Consider the following 20,314-nt stretch of genomic DNA (forward strand, 5'->3'; position numbering starts at 1 on the left):
GAAAAAAATAAAAACCTAAATTACCATCAGCACAGACAGAGATGATCCGCACTCATTGTAATTTAGGTTTTGCCTGCTTTATCAGTAACAATCCTACCATCATCATATGGAAATGTAAGAAAAAAACGAACACACGAAAATAAAAATGTCAGCGCTCTCATTATGCTTGTTTAACTACCCTTTCTATGTGAATGGTTAAATACAGCAGCTCGTCACTTGTGAGCTTGTGCTCATACTCCCGCTCAATGTAGGTTTGGATTTTCTTCGTGCATTCATACGCGCGATGATACTTTTCTTTCACTGTATCCAGCAAAAAATCGTCCTGGCTTTCCATGTGAGTGCCGTTAAAAAGACGTTGCGCGAAAAACTTTAAGTGGGTGACGAACCGATAATAGTGAAGCGATTCTTCGTTGAATTCAATCTTAAAATGGTATTTTACAATACTCAAAATCTCTTGCATGACTTTTGTAATGTTGATAATATTGGGCATCTCTTCATTCAGCTCGGCATTTACAATATGCAGAGCAATAAAGCCAGCTTCATCCTCTGGCAGAGACACACCAGTCTTATTTTTTACCATGATTAACGCTTCTTTGCCGATCGCAAATTCGTCTTTGTACAGCCGTTTTGTTTCCCACAGCAAGGCGTTTTTGATATCAAGCCCTTTCTGGTTGCGCTGGATGGCAAAGTTAATATGGTCGGTCAGCGACACATAGATGCTGTCGTTGAGCTTTTTGCCGAGCTGTAATTTTGCGTAGCTGATAATCTCTTCGGATACTTCCATACACTCGATCGGTATATCATACAAAAGGGTTTTGAACTTTTCTGATACATCCTTGTTATCGAGCGTGAACACTTTCTCAATGCGGGCTTCATCGACATCATCGCCGGACTTTTTCTGAAACGCGAGCCCCCTGCCCATGACGACCAATTCTTTCCCCTGTTCATTGACCACGCTGATCACATTATTGTTGATCACCTTCGCAATTTTCATGGCATGTCCCTCCAAATCTACTAAGAACAGACTATATCTTGATTGTACATTCTTTTTGTACTAGGTCAATATCATCAGGGAAAGACGGAAGCTGGTCAGTACAATTCACTCCGTACCTGCTGCCCGGGCTGTTTTTGAAGCAGCGCCTCCAGATGGCGTTCAAATGATGCCTTGTCAGCTTTCTGCTTTTTGACAATGCTGTTCATGATTTTAATGCTTTCAGCGTTGTATTGTGTATATTGTTTTTTCAGCTGATCCAGCTGCTGTCTTGTCTTCTTCGCGTTTTTCGGTGTGACTTGGCCGATGAGTTTGATCATACTGTCTGCGGTCTCAAAAAAAGCGGCTCTATTTTCTGTCAGCTGCTGAACTTCGATGCGGCTCATGTCTTGATTACGCGTTTTTTGAAGCAAGGCAACCGCCTCGCTGTTTTGTTTTTTGAGCGATTTGTTCTCAAGCTTAATCGATTCGAGATTCTCCTTCGCAATGTCTGCTTCTTCTTCAGTCATGCTGATTCGCACGAAGTATTCTGGATTGCCGATTCCATAATCAAATGCTTCGCTCACTTGTATCATGGAACTGAACACAATGGCCAGCTGCCTGTCGCTTGCGAGGGCTTGGAAATCCTGCTTTTTCTTACTGTTCATCGGTTTGGCTGCGGTTTGTTTTACTGTCTTTTGATCACAGTCTGCGAACATCTGAGCCTCACCTTCACTTTCGCATGCGCTCAGCACAAGAACTGTGACCAGCAGGCTTATACACAAGCCTATTTGCCTCATGCTCTGTCTCCTCTCTGCTGAATCCCTTCTGGAAAATACCATAAAATATAGTTAAATGGTACCAGATGCACCTAACCCCAGCAATAAATCAAAAGTATGATTTGAAGCGAAAAAACATAAATATTTTGTAAAAATTGACGTGCATTCCATTCTTTTCAGGCCCATTTCTCGTACAATAGAAGTATCGTTACCGGAGAGGGGCTCTGATGATGAAACGATTTACGAAACAAGAAAACAGCTGGGTATTATATGACTGGGCAAATTCTGCTTACTCAATTGTCGTGACCACCGCGGTATTTCCGTTATTTTATAAATCAGCAGCTGCGGAAAGCGGTGTCAGCGCCGCTCAATCGACTGCCTATCTGGGCTATACCATTGCGATTTCAACGTTTATTCTTGCGATGCTCGGTCCTATTTTAGGCACAATCGCCGACTATGAAGGGTGCAAGAAAAAGTTCTTCGGTTTCTTTGTGTCAGCCGGTGTCGCCAGCACCGCGATGCTCGCCTTTATCCCTAGTGAACATTGGCTGCTATTGTTGCTGTTTTATACGATATCGGCTATCGGTTTTTCCGGCGCCAATGTGTTTTATGATGCCTTTCTCGTTGACGTCACGTCTGAGAAGCGGATGAATCTCGTCTCGGCACGGGGTTTTGGCTTAGGATACATTGGAAGCACGATTCCATTTATCATCAGTATTGCTGTCATCCTGCTCGCACAAGCAGAGACTATTCCAGTGTCTGTATCGGCCGCAAGCCAGCTGTCCTTTTTCATAACGGCTGCCTGGTGGGGGCTGTTCACCATCCCAATGATTAAACATGTCCATCAACGCTATTACATCAAAAAAGAACCTCATATTGTCATCAACAGCTTTAAGCGGCTCGGCCAAACGATGAAACGGATCAGACAATACCGGGCACTTTTCCTCTTCTTGCTCGCTTATTTCTTTTATATCGACGGAGTCGGCACGATTATTACGATGTCGACATCCTATGGATCAGATTTAGGGATCGGCTCCTCAAGCCTCCTGATCATCCTATTTGTCACTCAGGTGGTCGCCGCGCCGTTTTCGATTGTATATGGAAAACTGGCAGAACGTTTCACGGGGAAGACCATGCTGTACGTCGGGATCGTCATTTATATGATCGTCTGCGTGTATGCCTATTTTATGGAGACAACGCTTGATTTCTGGATACTGGCTATGCTTGTCGCCACCTCGCAAGGCGGTATTCAAGCCCTAAGCCGTTCCTATTTCGCCAAGCTTGTGCCAAAGCGCCACGCTAATGAATTCTTCGGTTTTTACAACATTTTCGGAAAATTCGCCTCAATTATGGGGCCGCTGCTCATTGCCGTGACCGCCCAGCTGACCGGGAAATCCTCGACTGCGGTGTTCAGTCTGATCATTCTGTTTGTAATTGGCATTGTGATTCTTGCCTTTGTTCCGGAGGAAACCAGCACAGATGTCAGCCAGCAGCAAAATGACCTGCCCCTTTAACTGGGAGCAGGTCATTCATCATTTATTCGCTTTATTCACCTTCAGCTTTTTCCCTTTGACGGTTGTGTTCTTCATCACTTTGAGAACATGAGGGCCTTTACCATTTAAAATCTCAACGTATGAGGCGTTATCCATGATCGTGATGATGCCGATGTCGTCAGCTGACACACCGTCAATTTTGGCAATCGTTCCTACAAAATCAACGGCTCTGATTTTCTTTTTCTTTCCGCCGTTAAAATACAGCTTCATAATGTCTTTATTCAACTCTTCGCTTTTGTCCTTTTTGCTTTCCGGACGGTCATTCAGTTTAGCTAGAAATTCTGGTTTCTTCCTTGCCACTTCCTCTTGAGAAGGGGCTTCTATTTTTTGGATTTCAAATCCGATATATTCTTCAATGTCGGCTAAAAACCGTTTTTCGAAGGCCGTGACAAACGAAATGGCCTTTCCTTTGTTCCCTGCGCGTCCCGTTCGGCCCGTGCGGTGGACATAACTTTCTTTTTCAAGCGGCAGATCATAGTTGATGACAAGGGAGATATTTTCAATATCAATCCCGCGCGCGGCGACATCCGTTGCCACTAAGTAACGGTACTCGCCACGTTTAAATTCATTCATGACGTCGAATCGGTCTTCCTGAATCATTCCGCCGTGAATTTTATCGCATGGATATCCTAAGTCATCCAATTCATCGGTCAGCTGATTGACGTGCTCCTTCGTTCGGCAGAAAATGATGCAGCTGTCGGGATTCTCCGTCATCAGCACATCTTTCAGCAATGAAAACTTATTCTCTTCTCTTACTTGAATCACCGCATGTTCAATATTTCTTGTGGTTAGGCCGGCCGCTTTGACTTCGATATGCTCGGGGTTTTGCATATATTGACGGCTCAGCTTCTCGATATCCTGCGGAAGCGTCGCCGAAAACAGCATCGTCGTGCGCTCAGTCGGCAGATGCTTGATAATCGCCTCCACCTGCTCAATGAAGCCCATATTCAGCATCTCATCCGCTTCATCAATGACCAAATAAGAGAGACGATCCAACGGAAGCGTGCCTTTTTCGATATGATCCAGAACACGTCCCGGCGTGCCGACAACAATGTGGCTTTTTTGTTTAAGCTCAGCTTTTTGTTTATCAAAGGAGGATTTTCCAAATACGGCTGTCGCTTTGATCCGTTTAAATCGTCCGATGTTCGTGATATCTTCCTTTACTTGCACCGCAAGCTCACGGGTTGGAGTTAAAATAAGCGCCTGCGGCCTGTTTTCATCCCAATCCGCCAGCTCACAGAGAGGAATCCCGAACGAAGCTGTTTTCCCGCTTCCCGTCTGTGATTTGACGACAAGATCCTTTCGTTCAAGGGCAGCGGGGATCACACTCTGCTGCACCTTGGTCGGTTCTGTATATCCCAGTCCTTCCAATGCTCGTAAAATGTCATGACTGATTTGATAGTTTTTAAAATGACTCATGTATAAACTCCTGTCTCTTGCAGATGTTCTCATTATACTCTAATTGACGAAGGCATATGTGTTTTGTCGAAAAATGATGTGTTAAAAGCCATCGATTCCCTGGCGTTTTAGCTCCTGAACAGCCAATCGTGCCAGTGCGTCGGCCCCAGCGCGGTTCGGGTGCAGCGTGTCTCCATCCATATAAAGCCCGAGTGTTCTTTCCGGACCGATTGATGTAAAGTATGCCGAGCTGAGGACATTTAAGTCAATGAGATGTGTTTTTTCCTCTTCGGCCAAAGCTAAAATAGAGGCCCTGTACCATCTGTTTACAGACGAATGGATGCCTTCAGAAGTAAAATCGGTCGCCCGGCCCTGAGGCGTTGATAGGATGACGTCGGCTCCTTTCGCTTTCACCTGACGAATCATATCACGCATCATCTCTTTAAACTCCGCTTCAGATTCATTATGCTTTGGATTTGTGTCATTAATGCCAAGCTGCAAGATAAAATAATCACCCGGTTTGATGTACTTCAAGATCGCCTCGAGCTGACCGTCATTTCGAAACCCTCTCGCGATCTGCCCGCCGGACGCCATGTTTCTCACTTGAAAGGTATGTTTATCGATATAGTGAGGCAGCATCTGCCCCCAGCCCGCCTGCTTGCTGCTGTTGAGCGGATAATAATTGCACACCGTCGAATCGCCGCCGACATAAATGGTTCGATTCGTTACCGGCTGATTAGACAATTTCTTTATTTTCAAGGCGCTAAGCGTAAAAGCGGTGCCAGCCTTCCCCTCTGTCACCAGCAGATTCAGCTGCCCGTCGGTGACAGGAATTTGGAACGTATCCTCCGCGCCATCCCCTGTCATATTAATGACCTGAAACACGCCCTCCGCCGCCACACTGGCCCTTGCCGTATTGCCAAGCGTCACCTTCACCTCATAAAGGCCATTCGGGAGATCCACATTAAACGTGTTATTGCTTTTCGCCCCATACGCTAAAAACCGAACCGCATCACTCTTCACACCAGTACCGGATGCCGCCACATCCCTCATATTCTCCGGTGTCTGAAAACCGTAGCCCTTTGACAGGTCATACCGATCAGACGCCCTGACGCCAATATAACCAGGCTCCTCCGAACCGCTTCCAAAATCAAACTGATACACCTTCGGCTCTGCCGCCTTCACACCCTCAATCCCGCCAAAACACATCATCAACATCATCACAAAAACCGCTGCCATCCATTTTTTCATCAAGACTCCCCCTCTATGAAAACGCATACATTAATGCATACTCGGTGATTGTTTCTTTATGATGGCTGAAGGGAGAAAAAAATGGCGTTGAAAAATAAAATTGATGTGCCATATTTAAAAAGGGGGGTCTCAAGCAAAAAAGGGGAAAATCAGTGTGACTTCTTGTCACACTTGATCACATCCCAACCTCCGCAATAGAAACTCATCTGATCTTCTTGATCATACACATAATAACGGAGTCTTTCCCATTGATCGTCAGTCGGTTCAATCTCCAACTCAACCGCATCGATGGATTCAAGGTCATCCAGCTTTGATGCACTAATGTCTTCAAACCGCAAATGAATGTCACAGGTTTGAGCTGATAGTTTTAATTCAAACACAGGAATTTGAATATAACGATCATCTTCTTTCATATAGAAAGAAAACTCGTTTAATGTAAATGGACCTGTATCCTCATCAGAAAGATGCTTTTTCAATTTCTCGTATTGTGAGATATTCAAATGAATTCCCCCTATTTTTATGTTTCATCTAGATTTCTCACTTTCACTGCTTACCAAATATAATGAGTCTACTTGTTAAGCATCCCCTTTTATAAGCTTTGATTATTTAACAGAAAAAGCTTATTATTATGATCAATTCCTGCAACCTTATCTTTATAGGAAGCTACTTGTGTAAAACATAGACTTTCTCCATTGTTTTCATTTGAAATTTCTTGTTCTACATAATTTTGCATGTCATTTGTCTTGAATGCTTTTTCAATATTATAAGAGTCATCATCACGACTGAAAAGATAAATAGATGATCCATTTTTGATGCATGAACTACACTCTATTCCAACCTCAACTCTTTCTAATGTTTCTCCAAGTAAATTCAATTTTTGTAAATAATCTTCACCCATCGATCTGTAATACAAATAGATGGCATCCTCACTTACAAAAGTAGAATAATATTGGTCAATCACATAAGAACTAACACCGTGGGAATACAATTCATATTTTCCATTTTTAAAAACGAATTTATTAATCCCTCTCGTGCTTATTTCCTGATCCACGCATGAAAATATACCCGTTTCATCATAGCCGACCCATAAATTCTTATTTTGATCTATCATCATTGAATTAATGTACCGCCCCGCATAAAAAGATTGATGGAATCCTTCAATCGGATTCCACAAATATATATTGGGTTCAACGTCTCTAACACTATCCTCGTACTCTTTATCAATCAAAAACAAGAATGAATCATCAACTTTTTGTACATTTATGACTTGTTCGTTTGTTTGTATGCTAAAGCTATTTAAGAATCGTCCATCAGTGTTACCGTAGAGAACAATATGATTTATATATTTAGCACCATAATCGATTTCCTTTTTAGTCAATACAATTATTTCTGATTCAGTCATCGATAGTAATACTGTATCTTCCTCATTTACTTCGACATTCAAATCTCTAAATTTTAGTTCATGCATAGATGACATCCTTTCTATTTTTAAAAGGAAGAAAGAATCATCCCTCTTCCTTTTATTCACTTTTTAATAAGGATAACTCGTTACAACATACCTTCCAGACTTAACAACCTTTACAGTATAAGTATGCCGACCATTCGTTTTTCTTCCAATAGGCTTTTTAAACTTCTTAAAGTGAACTGTTCTACCATCTTTCTGGACGTATGCCGGTCTAGTTCTTGCTGTTGCCTTAGTTGTTCTTCTTAAAGTTTTAGCACTTCTAAACTTGCTTTTTGGTTGCCCATTTGGCATTCGTGCCTTCGACTTAGGACCATGATCTTTTTTGATATGTTTCCAGTTGAAATTTTTACCTGATTTCGCAAACCTATAAACCCTTTTAGCACCCTTAAATATCTTCCCAGGACCAAAATTAGAAGCAGCTGCCCAAGCAGCACCTTTCCATCCTTTACCTGATTTATATGCCTTATATCCATCATAGGCTGCAAATCCGGCATTTACCACAAGCCATACCCAATGCCCGTCCGGATCAACATTCATCACTGGGTTATTATTTCCATAAGCATACCCATTCTGATCCAATGAATCTCCGTCGCTGCCCGGGTCTGGGTCGAGTGATAGGAACACGCCGTTTCTTGGCTCGTAGTAGCGGGCCATGAGGTAGTACAGGCCGGTTTCTTCATCGTATTGGTAGCCTGCGTAGCGGTAGCGGTTGTCTTTTACTTCGTCGCTTGCTTCGGTTTTTGTTGGATTTCCCCATGCGTCGTATTGATACTTGGCAACGGTTTTTCCAGTGCTGTCTGAGATCGCGATGATGTCGCCGTGAGCGTTGTAGTGATAGAAATATTTCTTGCCATTTTCTGTGTAGGATAACAGCTGGCCGCTGTCTCCGTACGTGTATGATTTTGTGACGTTGTTGTCCGCGTCTGTTTCATACAAGACGTTCAAGCTGTCTCCGTCGTAGAAGTAGTTCGTGACTTTTCCGTTGACGGTTTTTTGGATTCTGTTTCCTTTTTCGTCATACTTATATGTTGCGAATGGCTTGTCTTCGCCTTTTTTGGTAACGGCGGTCAGGTTATCTTCTGCATCCCACGTATATGTGAATTTGCCGTCGGATGTGCGGTTGCCGTTTTTATCGTAAGAGATGCTTTCATCATTGACTTTTGTCAGCTGGTTCATGATGTTGAAGGAAGCGTTCACCGTTTTGCTTGAGCCGTCTTTTATAGTTGTAACGGTTTTCCGGTTTCCGAATCCATCATATGTGTATTCAATAACATTACCGTCTTCATGGGTTTCTTTGACAAGCTGATTCAGCTTCCCATACTCATATTGCACCTTGCCGCTTGCTGAGCTGTTTATCGTTGTGCGATTGCCGTTGGCATCATATTCATAGCTTTCCGTCAGAATGCTTCCGCCGTTTTTGTCACCGATATGCAGCGAGCTTACAAGGTTTCTTTCGTCATATGAAAAACTTGTTCCGCCGCCGTTGCCCGTAATAAAGGTTTGGACGTTTCCATTTTCATCATAATCAAATGAATATGAAGATGTACTGTCTTTCATCTCAATCATTTGGTCCAGCTTGTTATACGTAAATTGATTCGTTCCTTTTTGGTCCCCATGAGTCCACGAGAAGGTTTTCAGCTTATCGGAGTCACTAGGGTATGTCCAAGTTTGGCTGCCGCCGCGGTCAGTCAATTCGGTTAAACGGTTTTTGTTGTCAAATGTCCGTTTCTTTGTGGTGTTCTGCTCTTTATTAACGACCGACGTTTCATTTCCATTTTTGTCATACGTGAAATTGTACTTTTCTGTACCGTTATACGACTTTGATTTCACCCGGTCTGTTCCATCATAAGAAAGAGATACTTCGTTGCCATTCGGTGAAATGGTTTTGGTCAGGTTGCTGTTGGCATCATATTCGCTTGCTAACACATTGCCGAGAGGGTCAGTTGTTTTGACAAGCTTGCCCATCACATCATATTCGTATTTATAGGTTTGATCTGCCCCCGCCCGGATGGTTTTGCTTATCTCATTGCCTTCCTTATCATAGCTGTGAAGGATAGACGTACCGTTGGAGAGCGTCATGTTTGTCAGTTGGTCTGCCTGATCATACGTATAGGTTGTTTTTTCACCTTTTGCATCCGTTTCAGACGTTTTCTTACCAGTTTCATCGTAATCAGTTGAAGTAGAGTATCCTAGTTCATCTTCTTCCTTAGTCACATAGTTACCATTACTGTCATACGTGCTTTTTGTTAGAAGGCTTCCTTCAATCAAACGGATATCATCAAACCACGCGGTTCCTGTTGCACTCTTTTGGAACAGTATGCTGATATCGACTTTATTGATCGGCTTTGTTTTTGGTATAACCACAGCTGCGCGGTTCCATTCCTGTGTTCCAGAAGGGAATTTCGCATTGTATACGCCTGTGCTGCCGTCCGCGTAAGTGACATTAGCCTGCAGAGAATAGTCTTTTTCATCTGTGAACTTGACACTGCTTGCTTTCGACATGCCTGTCAGTGTGAGATAAACCGGTTTGTCATTTGCGCTTTGCCCTAAGACAACGGTTTGTTTTGTTACTGATCCAGCTTGGGACGCACTGGTCCGGGCAACTTTTAATGATACTTCATCATTAAAGCCTTCTTCAGAATCAACGGATGCCCCGCTTACATTCCAGTTTTCCGTTGCTGATGTGAAGCTGCTGTTTTGAACTGGGTTATAGCTCGATGATACTTCGCCTTTTTCCAGCTGGACTTCATCGAACCATGCTTTTCCTTTACCATCTTTATCTTTATGATCGACTTCCATATACACAACAGCTTTTCCTGCATTCGCTGGAGTCGTAAAAGTGATTTGCCGTTTTGTCCAGTCATTTTTTCCGGCTAATGCACTGTATTCATTGTGAATCCACTGTATTCGTTTTTGATCTTTGTCTCGCAAATCAATGTTAAAGTAGGCTCTTGATTTCGCTAGATCTGTTTTGATTTTCCCGCTTAATGTATAGGTTGTATTCGGCTCCAGCTCAACTGTTTGTGTTGCTGACGAATACCCATGATCTGTTCCGGCAGACGTTGATTGGCTCAAGACTTCCAATGCCTTTGATCCGGAAAGAACCCCGCTTTTATCGGTGATAATTGAGATTTTGCCGCTGTCTTTAGAAGCAGTCAGATTCCAGCCGGATTTTTGTGCTTCAAAGCTTCCATCTTTCAAAATATTAGTTGAAGCTGATAAATCTTTGCTGGATTGAATCTGATTTCCGTATTTATCATAAACAGCTGCTGACGATGATTTTCCGCTCTGATCAGTTTCGGATACAGCATCCAGTCCGTCATAAGCAATATCCGTGACATTGCCCTCGGTATCCTTCATTTTTGTGACATCGTTGTTTTTGTTGTATTCGTATGTCTCAGTTCCATATGCGTCTTTAACAGACGTAACGTTGCCATCTTTGTCATATTGATAGCTTTCCGTTGCTTTTCCGGTGCCGACGTCGTTTGGATCGACATCTTCTACAACATTATTGCCTTCATATTTTGTATTCGTTGTAATTTTTAGCCCTTCGGCATCATCAATAACCTGAATCGGATTTCCCGCTTCATTATAGCCATACTGTACCTTCCGGCCATTTGGCTGTGTCATGAGAAGCGTCTTTTTATCAGCATCATAGCTGTAGACATATGTTTCTTTTTTAGCGTTGATCGCTTTATCGAGACGGTGTCCGTTATACTGATATTCGGTAAAGACAGGCTTTGCTTCGGTACTGTTGGCTGAATATTGTTTGACAAGGCGCCCTTCGCCATCATAGTCATAGCTTGTGACAGTCCCGTCTGTATCTGTAACCTTCTTCAGCAAATCATTCTCATATGAGTAGGTGACTTTCTTATTCTTAGGTCCGGTGATGGAAGTCACATGGCCGTTTTCATCATAGGTAAATGTAAGCTTGCGGCCTGATGCATCTGTAATGGCGGTCAGTTGATTTTTGTCATTGTAAGTATAGACAGTTGCATTGTTGTGGCCATCCACTACTTTTTGGAGTTTGCCGCCTTTTTTATTAAAATAAGCGTTGGTTTGATCCTTTGTTTTTAATATGAACTGATCAGCTGTTTCTGTTAATTCAAGATATACACCGGTCGGCGGCTGATACGTGCCATCGGCTTTTTTCGTGAATCGATGTGTCGTAGCGTCTTCATCGATATACATTGCCCCGCCATCCGTTGAGATGACAGATGTTTCTGCATCAGCATACCAGCCTTGCCCAAATAAATGATCAGAGCTGTCAAGACTGTTGTAGGTTCTCGATAAGCCAAGTCCTGGACCGCGTCCGTCAATTGACAAATCTTCTTCATTCACAATGACATTGCCTGTCGCACCATTTAACTGGCCGCTTGGGATATCAATGATAGACCAGTATTCTTCTGTCCCAAGGAATTCTGCGCCTTCATGGAACGTTGGGTTAAAGGGCGCCGTTGGAATCGTTTCACCATTCGCATCATAGGCGACAAGCGTGAAAGAATAATTCTTCTTCCCTTTGTAATTCCCATTTGCATTGTTATAGACAGGTGATGGATCGAGGGCTAATTCCCCGCCTTTTCCATCTGTATGAAGCTTATAGCTTCCGGCTTTGATTTCCTCAGAAGTCGGCCAGATGTTTTTATTTTGGGTTGTCCAATGATCAGCATCACCAACATCAAAGGACTGATATTCTTTACCGTTGTAAATGTTAACTTTATAGCCCTTCGCATTTTGAACCTTTTCCCATATCAAATTCACATAACCCGTTTGACTCGATTTTGTATTTGTATACAAATAGCCAGTTAAATTCTTTGGCCTAGCGATATCAGGAAGTGCCGGGTTAGCAGCCGGGGATGCAATGGCTTCGCCATCTTTGTTGTATGCGATAATTTTAAACGAGTAATTTTTTTTGGCTCCATCTCCCCCGGCGTTTTTATAGGTTGGTCCGGGATTGATCGGCAGCTCTGCACCATTGCCGTCTTTCAGATGAAGAGCATATTTCCCAGCCTTAATTTCAGCACTTGTCGGCCAAATCTTTTTCCCTTTGGTGGTCCAAGACGTCTGATTTCCCAGATCAAATGTCTCAAAGCCTTTCCCATTGAACACCTGAACCTTATAGCCGGTTGCACCAGATACAGCTTTCCAAGAAAGATCGAAATACCCTGTGGCATTCCCATTGTTGTAGCCTTTTGCTGATGGTGTTTGTGCTTTTCCTACATTAGGGATAACGGGTTTTGCCGGTGCGGACATCGCTCCTTCACCTTGGTCAAATATTGCACTGACGCCAATCCAATAGTTTTTGCTTGTGGCATAGCTTCCGCCGGAGTTCTTATAGACCGGGGATGGGTCTAGTGCCAATTCGGCTCCGTCCTTGCCGTCCAGATGCAGTTTATATCTCTTGGAAGCAATTTCTGCGCTCGTAGGCCAGATTTTTTTCCCTTTTGTGCTCCACGACGTGACGTTGCCTGTAGAAATCGCTTGATATTCTTTACCATTGTAAATCCATACCTTATACCCTTTCGCACCTTCAACCTTTTTCCAACTGATATCGAAATAACCAGTGGAATCACCATTGTGATAGGCTTTAATTGTAGGGGTGTTTCCCTTTGGTATGGTATACGTCACTTCAATATACGGTTTATTGGCGGAGTTCGCTGAAGAAATTAGTTTTTTCCAGTATTCCTTACCGTTTCCGTTTGTATGAAGCTTAAACCCATAGTTGGCCCCGCCGGAGTTCCATGACTTTACAGCAGCGGTCACATCATAACTCGCCCACTGTCCTTTATGGACGTCGGCTTTTCCGATATTTTTAGATGCCGGTTTGGTGTTCCATGTCACTTTTGCATTATCATAATTGCTGTTGACCGTATCCAGCCAAAGACCGGTTGCCTTTGTTCCATAATAGGAATGGGCTACGTATGTTTTTAATGTAGCTTTAGTGACAGTCATATTTTGAATTGGCTTTAGGTTGTTAAATTTCATGAACGCATAGTTTGTGCCTGTTGTTTTGTCATAATAGCCCGTTTTCAGTACATAGGCCTTTAAATTAGCATCCCATTTTTGTGAGGAGGCCGAATAGTTCGTCGTCGGGTAGGCACTCATGACAAACGTGTCCGATGAAACAGATAAAGAAGTTGACGGGTCGATAGATACTGGATATACGCGTTCTGGGTCTTTCAGCCAACTCTCGTCTGCCGTAAGATGAAGCAAATACCCTCCTTCATTCTTTTCCAGCTTATAGCTGACTTTGTCTGAACGTTCAACCTCGCCGGAAAGCTCATCTAGTTTTGAATCCGTCATAAAAGGTTTAGGCACAGAAAAAACAACTTTGCCTTTTTCATCAGAAAAATCAATGGATCCATCCTCTTGTTCTTTAGCCTGCAAATCGGTTTTTAACTGAAATGTAAATTTGTTGTATCCATCATACTGATGAAGGACTAAATCTTCTTTTATGTTTTCATTGAATGTGAAAGTCTGAAGATCAATATTCGGAAAAACATCCGGATACACAATCTCATTACTGTCAGTCTTATAATCTGCTGAGGTATCTTTCGGAGTAAGTGAAGTTTTATTCGGGCCTTTCGCTTCTACAAGTGAATATGTAACCTTATGGTCATTATGCTCAAAAGTCGCATAAAGCCCGTTCTTCATTTGCTTTTGAAAATCTGAATTCAAAATGGCATTCTCTGTCTCGACTTGTTTGCTTGTCGACTCTTTTAACTCAGGAGAAATGTCTTCCCAGTCGGCATCAGGTGTTTCCTTTGTATGAATAGGATCAAGGTATACTTCCTGTTTATAGACACCGTCACCTTCATAATAGAGTTTTGTATTTTCTGTTCTTTCAGAGGTGATCTCTCCCTCTTTGTTTATATCTTTTGGATCAAAAGGTACGGCTTCCTCAGTTTGTTCTTTCTGAAGAGTTTCTTCTGGATCATCGGCAGCAATACGATTTCCATTCTCTTCTTCTGTGGATTTTGCTATTACATCGGCTGGCACTAATGAAATGATTAAAGCCAACACTAAAAATGCTGCTATGAACCTTTTAAAGTTTCGCCTCTTTCTTTTTTTCATTTTCTCTCTCCTTTTGTAATAAAAGTAATATTTACTCAATAACCTTAACTAGACTGAAATATTATTGCAATATTTTTCTAGAAAATTTATCTTATTTTAAGGATTAGCGAGAGTCAATTGACCTAAAACAAAAAAAGGCCGCATAGGCCTTTTTACATTTTCCATTATTGCATTTGTTCAATATCCGTACCCTCAGCTGCCACATTCGCCTTCCCCTGCCTCCTGACAAGCGTCAAGGCCATGCCCGCAAAGATCATTACGATGCCAAGCGTTTGATAGAGGTCAGGGCGGAAGCCTGTGAAGACGGTATCGAGCACGATCGCGACAGCGGGGTCGAGAAATACAATGATTGAAATAAATTTCGTAGATAAAAATCGCAAACTGTCAAAAAACAGCAAATATACAATACCCGTATGGATGATGCCGGTAGATACCACCATAATCCAGTTTCCCTGAGATAGGTCAGCAAAAGCGCCAAAGTGAATAAACGGAATCAGGATGATAACCCCTAAACCCGTCTGCAAGAAGGTGGTCGTGTAAGGACTGAGATTGTGAATGCCTTTTCCCAATAAAGTGGTGAACGCATAAAACAGTGCGGCGAGAACTGCCCATATGATCCCTGATCCCATCAGCTGTGTCAATGAAGTGCTGCCGTTAATCCCGGAAATCAGCGCAGTTCCCAGAAAGCAGATGATAATGGAGCTGACGGAGATCACATTTAATTTCTCTCTGTAGAGGAAACTCCCCAGAAGAAGAACAAGCACCGGCGCTAGGTGATAAACGGAGATGGCAATTGTAACGGACGTTTCTTCAAAAGACTTAAATAAGAACACCCAGTTGAATACAAGAAAGAAACCGCACGCCAATGTTTGCAGCACGTCTCTCTTGCTCCATTTTTCAGTTTTATACTGGCCGGACGCCAGCCAGCAAAGGCCTAAAAACAGCGTCGCGCAAAGGCAGCGGACAAAGACCAATTCAAATGACGGCAGATTGGTATGCTCTGAGAAAAAGCCGATAGAACCGAAAATCACCATGGAGATGACCATTTTGATTACGGCTGTTGATTTTTGTTTTGACGATATGGAAAGATCCTGTTGCATCAACCGTATTCTACCTCCAGTACTGCATAGCATAAACTGTTTTTTATGAATTCAGAAATCTACACATAGAATTCCTCTTTTTTACATGTAGATATTATAACACTTCTATATCTAAATAAAAAAAAGCGCCCAAGGGCGCTTTTTTTACAAATCTATCGAACAATCAAAACCGGGCATGTTGATAATTGAGACACTTTATGGCTGACGCTTCCAAGCATCATTTCTTTCAAGCCGCTGATGCCCCGGCTTCCGACTACGATCAGGCTGACGCCTTTCTCTTTTGCGTGATTTAGTATCTCATGCGCCGGCTCGCCATTCGCGTAAATGGTTTCAGCTTGAACGCCTTTTTCGGCTGCTTTTTCTTTTGCATTTTCAAGGATTTTCAGGCCCTCTTTTTTAACCTCGTTCCTGATTTCATCAATAAAGTGTTCAGGCACATAGACAATTCCCGTCAGAGAAGAAGTCGTGACGACGGCTTCTCTCCCCACATGAAGAATGCTTAGTTCCGCTTGTTGCTCTTTTGCCAAATGCACTGCGGCATCAAGCGCTTTTGCACTCATGTCTGATCCGTCAATCGCTACTAACATTTTGTTAAACATGCTCTTCCCGCCTTTCGGACTGTGGGTGGTTCATCTTTCTCTTTTATTGTCCGCCTGCATTTCGTTATTGTCAATTGAAGCGCATGAGTTTTCAAAAATTTGTCAGAGACTCTCTCCGTTTGTGGCGATGACCTGCTGATACCAGTTGAAGCTTTTTTTCTTGATGCGGTTAAATGTTCCATTTCCTTCATTGTCCCGGTCCACATAAATGAAGCCGTAGCGTTTTTTCATTTCCGCGGTAGATGCGCTGACAAGGTCAATTGGCCCCCATGATGTGTATCCGATTAATTCAACGCCGTCCGCAATGGCTTCGCGCGCTTCAATTAAATGATCACGCAGATAGTTGATTCTGTAATCGTCCTGAATCGTGCCGTCCTCTTCAACCTTGTCTACAGCGCCAAGGCCATTTTCAACAATGAACAGCGGCTTCTGATAACGGTCGTATAAGGTGTTGAGCGTGATGCGCAAGCCTTTCGGATCAATTTGCCAGCCCCATTCTGATGATTTGAGGTAAGGGTTTTTGACTCCGCCCAGCAGGTTGCCCCCTGATTTTGCAAGCTCTTCCGGATCTGTGCTCGCCGCCATCGACATGTAGTAGCTGAATCCAATATAATCCACCGTATGTTCTTTCAAGAGCTCTTCATCGCCTTCAGCCATTTCAATTTCAATATTGTTTTCTGCCAGATAGCGTTTCATATATCCCGGGTATGCGCCTCTTGCCTGAACATCTGAGAAGAAAAGTGTTTTGCGCTCATTCTCCATTGCCGCGAAGACATCCTCCGGCTTAGAAGTCATCGGATAGGTTGTCGTTGCCGCTATCATACAGCCGATTTTCGAATCAGGAATGATGTCGTGGCCCGCTTTGACAGCAAGAGCACTGCCCACAAATTGGTGGTGTGCCGCCTGGTACATCGCGTTTAATTTGTTTTCTCCTTCTTCAAAAACAAGGCCGCCTCCGGTAAATGGCGCATGGAGCACCACGTTAATTTCATTAAACGTCATCCAATACTTCACTTTGTGTTGATAGCGTTTGAAAACCGTTTTGGCATAGCGTTCATAAAACTCTATGACTTTGCGATTCTTCCAGCCGCCGTAATTTTTCACTAAACCGAGCGGCATTTCATAATGAGAGATGGTTACGACAGGCTCAATATGATGCCTTAACAGCTCATCAAACAGATCATCATAAAAGCTGAGGCCTTCTTCATTGGGCTCCTCTTCATCGCCATTCGGAAAAATTCTCGTCCACGCAATCGATGTACGGAACGCCTTAAATCCCATTTCTGCAAATAAGGCGATATCCTCTTTATAACGATGATAAAAGTCAATCCCGTTGTGATACAGATTCAAGGAAGTCATTGATTCATCAAATGGAGACATGATCCCGTTCGGCGATACGTCAGCTGTCGAAAGCCCCTTACCACCCTCGTTATAAGCACCCTCCACTTGGTTGGCAGCAACTGCGCCGCCCCATAAAAATCCTTCTGGAAATCGTTTTGCGTTTGAACTCATATTGATCACCCCATTAGTTTTTTCAAGATAAAGCAAGCAGCGCTTCTTTTGTCTGCACTTTACCGATCTCTTTTACCGGCGAAAATGAATATTGGTCTGTGTTGGTCACGATCACCGGGGTAATGACGTCATATCCCGCGGCTTTGATTTGCTCCAGGTCAAAGGACACGAGCGGATCTCCCGGTGCGACCTTGTCGCCTTCTTTAACGTGAGCCGTGAACCATTGTCCCTCCAGCTTCACCGTGTCCAATCCAATGTGTATGAGTATTTCAGCTCCCTGATCACTCGTAATGCCAATTGCGTGTTTTGTTTTAAAAACGGTGGTAATGCTTCCACGAACAGGCGACACAACTTCTCCTTCTTCAGGCTCAATGGCAAATCCTTTTCCCATGATCCCGGCAGAAAACACTCCATCTTTGACTTCACTTAAGGCTTTCACTTCTCCCTTAATCGGGCTGTGAATGATCTCTCTGCTGCCCGGCTGCTGGCTGCCGTCAGAAGGCACATCCTCGAATCCAAGCAAATACGCAGCTGCTGTTCCCGCCGCAAACGCAATCACAAGGCCGATCATCGCGTAAATAAACGTTGGGCCGATAAAGACAGGGATGCTCGGGAGACCTGCATTCCCTCCGACGATATAGGAAGCAACACCCGTCATGCCGTAAAACGCGCCACCGGCTGCACCGCCAATCAAAGCGGCCGCAAACGGCTTTTTCAATCGCATATTCACGCCATACATCGCAGGTTCTGTGATCCCCATCAGCGCCGTGATGCTTGTGGTAAGCGCGAGTGATTTAAATTTTTTGTTTCTGGAGCGAAGGAAGACGGCAAATGATGCTCCCGCCTGCCCCATATTCGCCAAAAACATAGCCGGCAGTAAATAATCGTGGCCGTTTTGAGCGATGTTGTTGATCATGATCGGCACAAAGGCATAGTGCATGCCCGTCATAATGATTAAAGAGAATGTACCAGCCAGCAAAATCATCGCCACAAGCCCTGCATGATCAAACAAATAATTGACCCCAGAAGACAAGTATTCTCCTAAAATAGCGCCAAGCGGTCCGACTGTAATCAATGTCAGCGGCACGACAATCAATAGCGTGAATGTCGGAACCACAATCAATTTGAGAGATGCGTGTGTAAAACGGTCAATCCATTTTTCTACGTACGAAGCAATCCAAATCGCCAGCAAAATCGGGATGACCGTTGACGAATAAGTGGCAGCGGTTACAGGAAGCCCGATAAAGGAAATCGGTTTCCCCGCACCGAGCAGGGCTGTCAAATCCGGATGCAGGATCGCCGCCGCAATGGCTGCCGCGACGTACGGATTGCTTCCGAATTTTCTCGCCGCACTCATCGCTAGCAGGAGCGGCAGGAAGTAGAACGCACCGTCACCGACAGCCGTCAAAATGACATGAACCTGGCTCTTCTCCGCCATCCAGCCAAACGTGACTGCCAGCGCCACAAGCCCTTTGATCATTCCCGCTCCCGCAATCGCAGGCAGAATCGGGGTAAACACACCAGAAATCACATCAAAGACCGCACTCAGCACATTCTTTTTCTGAGAGGATGAACCAGCGCTCTTTTCATCACTGAGATTGCTGTGCCGCACAATCGCCTGATACACCTTCGGCACATCGTTTCCGATAATGATTTGAAACTGCTCGCCGCTGATATTGGTGCCCATCACTCCAGGCAGCTGCTCCAACTGACTGCGATCCGCCTTCGAATTGTCATGAAGATTAAAACGCAGCCTCGTCATGCAGTGAATCACGCGCTGAACGTTGTCTTCACCGCCTACGAGTTGTAATATGTCCTTCGATAATTTATCATAATCCATGTATATACCTCCTTTTTATGGGGGGACTGCTGGAAGAAAGGTGGCCGCCTTTCACCAGCTTTTTTTCTATCAAATGCTGCATCACCTCCTAAAAGAGAATAAAAAAAACCTAAATGACACAGATTGCGAGAGTCTCCTCCTGCACCTGCACCATTTAGGTTTTGCCTGCTTTCGCAGTAACAATCCTGACGGGTCGTTTTATTTGTTTGTAGGTATACTTTAGCACTAGATTTAAGGGATGTCAACGCTTTCATTTTTAGGTTTTGACTAAAGGGAATTACTTATTGAGGACTGCTTTGTTATAGAGGGAAGCCATTTTGTATATTTTGTTTTATTTTTCTGAAAATACTATCAAATATATCAGCTGACTTAATATAAAAGTAAAAAACCTTGAAAGGCAATTTAGCCCATCAAGGTATATGTTTTATTTTTGACTATCCCTTTTCCATATACTTTCTCCGTCAGTTAAAAAAACTGCACTTGGCGGATCATCATAAAGTGAAATTTCAACTAATGAACCTTTCTTTTGTATTAACCAATTATATAAACTACTTTCTTCACTAGTAGGATGAGCTAAAATATCATTTACTTGAAATGTAACTGCATAATATTCGATAAAATTCACATCATCGTCATCCAACCCATTGTCTGTTTCAAAGAGTGTATCTGGTTCACCAATAATCTTTAATCCACTATCCCACTCTATTATCAAGTCACTATCTTTATACTCTTTTAACGCTTTTATTAAAGGATCATATTCCATGTATATCCTC

Annotated in this window: 11 protein-coding genes and 2 pseudogenes; 1 reads left to right on the forward strand and 12 read right to left on the reverse strand. The window is 43.4% G+C overall.

Translation table 11 applies throughout. The annotated features are described in order from the left end of the window. Nucleotides 1-160: 160 nt before the first annotated feature. Both licT and AC0OMA_RS19975 read right to left on the reverse strand, forming a co-directional pair. Nucleotides 161-994: a transcriptional antiterminator LicT gene (licT, locus tag AC0OMA_RS19970; protein WP_377886084.1), complete on the reverse strand. Its 834-nt coding sequence runs from the start codon at nt 992-994 to the stop codon at nt 161-163. Nucleotides 995-1,089: 95 nt separating this feature from the next. Further along, complete coding sequence (locus tag AC0OMA_RS19975) at nt 1,090-1,770, reverse strand: hypothetical protein (RefSeq protein ID WP_327844956.1); 681 nt, start codon at nt 1,768-1,770, stop codon at nt 1,090-1,092. 206 nt (nt 1,771-1,976) lie between these two features. Between AC0OMA_RS19975 and AC0OMA_RS19980 the strand changes: the two genes are divergently transcribed. After that, the gene (locus AC0OMA_RS19980; protein WP_474222368.1) at nt 1,977-3,263 is read left to right on the forward strand and encodes an MFS transporter; all 1,287 of its coding nucleotides are present in this window, start codon (nt 1,977-1,979) and stop codon (nt 3,261-3,263) included. 18 nt (nt 3,264-3,281) lie between these two features. Here the strand turns inward: AC0OMA_RS19980 and dbpA are convergent, their stop codons facing one another. From dbpA to AC0OMA_RS20030, 10 genes and pseudogenes are all read right to left on the reverse strand, one after another. Next, nucleotides 3,282-4,721, reverse strand: coding sequence for an ATP-dependent RNA helicase DbpA (dbpA, locus tag AC0OMA_RS19985; protein WP_474222369.1), 1,440 nt, complete (start codon nt 4,719-4,721; stop codon nt 3,282-3,284). A gap of 81 nt (nt 4,722-4,802) precedes the next feature. After that, on the reverse strand, nt 4,803-5,951 hold the full coding sequence (locus AC0OMA_RS19990) for a rhamnogalacturonan acetylesterase (RefSeq protein ID WP_474222370.1): 1,149 nt from the start codon (nt 5,949-5,951) through the stop codon (nt 4,803-4,805). 371 nt (nt 5,952-6,322) lie between these two features. Continuing rightward, nucleotides 6,323-6,451 (reverse strand): annotated as a pseudogene (locus tag AC0OMA_RS19995) (hypothetical protein); the annotation flags it as partial. A gap of 89 nt (nt 6,452-6,540) precedes the next feature. Then, nucleotides 6,541-7,460: pseudogene (gene wapI, locus AC0OMA_RS20000) on the reverse strand (immunity protein WapI). 22 nt (nt 7,461-7,482) lie between these two features. Then, nucleotides 7,483-14,490: a tRNA nuclease WapA gene (wapA, locus tag AC0OMA_RS20005; protein ID WP_474222371.1), complete on the reverse strand. Its 7,008-nt coding sequence runs from the start codon at nt 14,488-14,490 to the stop codon at nt 7,483-7,485. A 164-nt stretch (nt 14,491-14,654) separates the two neighbouring features. Next, nucleotides 14,655-15,590: a DMT family transporter gene (locus tag AC0OMA_RS20010; protein WP_046161098.1), complete on the reverse strand. Its 936-nt coding sequence runs from the start codon at nt 15,588-15,590 to the stop codon at nt 14,655-14,657. A 152-nt stretch (nt 15,591-15,742) separates the two neighbouring features. After that, nucleotides 15,743-16,189 carry a universal stress protein gene (locus tag AC0OMA_RS20015; protein ID WP_003227162.1) on the reverse strand — a complete coding sequence of 149 codons (447 nt, stop codon included), beginning with the start codon at nt 16,187-16,189 and terminating at the stop codon, nt 15,743-15,745. 102 nt (nt 16,190-16,291) lie between these two features. Next, the gene (gene bglH, locus AC0OMA_RS20020; RefSeq protein ID WP_327830225.1) at nt 16,292-17,701 is read right to left on the reverse strand and encodes an aryl-phospho-beta-d-glucosidase; all 1,410 of its coding nucleotides are present in this window, start codon (nt 17,699-17,701) and stop codon (nt 16,292-16,294) included. A gap of 22 nt (nt 17,702-17,723) precedes the next feature. Further along, entirely contained in the window at nt 17,724-19,541 is a 1,818-nt protein-coding gene (gene bglP / locus AC0OMA_RS20025) for a PTS beta-glucoside transporter subunit IIABC (protein WP_474222372.1), read from the reverse strand. Between the two features lie 424 nt (nt 19,542-19,965). Then, nucleotides 19,966-20,304 carry a hypothetical protein gene (locus tag AC0OMA_RS20030; RefSeq protein ID WP_015250873.1) on the reverse strand — a complete coding sequence of 113 codons (339 nt, stop codon included), beginning with the start codon at nt 20,302-20,304 and terminating at the stop codon, nt 19,966-19,968. Between the last annotated feature and the right edge of the window lie 10 nt (nt 20,305-20,314).

The sequence above is a fragment of the Bacillus sp. AMCV2 genome (genome assembly GCF_056033925.1).